The sequence below is a fragment of the Sphingobacterium corticibacterium genome (assembly GCF_004208525.1).
Classification (GTDB): Bacteria; Bacteroidota; Bacteroidia; order Sphingobacteriales; family Sphingobacteriaceae; genus Sphingobacterium; species Sphingobacterium corticibacterium.
On the sequence record NZ_SGIT01000010.1, the window covers coordinates 1 to 845 of the forward strand.

Genomic DNA, 845 nt, shown 5'->3' on the forward strand with positions numbered 1-845 from the left:
TGCGCTGATCTCATATCTACCCGCTGAATGAACCGCTCGCTGTTTAGCAAATATGATGATGGATATTTGTATATATTATATTTGTTTACTTCCGTTTCAGCATCTTGAAGTTTAATCATCGTCCAATTTATGTTATGCTTATTCAGCACCGCGTCGAGATCGGTTCTTACATCGCAGATTCCTACAAATTCTACCTTATCCTTATATTTGTTCGCAATGCGTGTTAGATTTGGTAAATCTTGTAAACACGGGCCACATGTCGTACTCCAAAAGTAAATAAAAATCAGTTTGTCCTTATCCACACTATCCAACGTCCACATGTCTCCGTTTAATACATCTCGTCCAGATATTGCAGGAGCTAAAAGCCCTGCTTGATCGGAAACTTGATGGATATTACGATTTTCTTTTACGGTCTTGATGGTATCAGTCAACATAGCTGCGCCCTCGATCTCTATAAATTTCCCGCCATATAAAATACGGGATAGTTTGAACGTATCCTCTCCCAAATTAAAATATTGTCCTTCTATAACTCTCTTCTCCGGCGGTAACGCCGAAAAATAAGGTATAGCAGGCACAACGAAAGCACCTCTGTTGCCGATATTCTTACAGAAATAATATGTATTGTTTTTATATTTAAAAGTTGATAGATAAAATTGCGGGAAAGAAAAAAAGACGTTGTTATTAATCTCCGATACGGAAATAATTAAGGTGTCGTTATGAACTTTGCCGTCGTACCAGTATTGATAAAAAACATAGTCTGGATTATTTGGTACGGAGGATGAAGTATTTCTTCCAACAACAGGCCTCACCACATCATCGCCAAAATCGTTATTCTGATTTCTATC

The 845-nt window shown here is 37.8% G+C and carries 1 protein-coding gene; it reads right to left on the reverse strand.

Going from position 1 to position 845, the window contains the following annotated elements; all coding sequences use genetic code 11:
* Positions 1 to 845: TlpA family protein disulfide reductase (locus tag EWE74_RS21010; RefSeq protein WP_130143629.1), on the reverse strand; the 845-nt coding region annotated here is incomplete at both ends.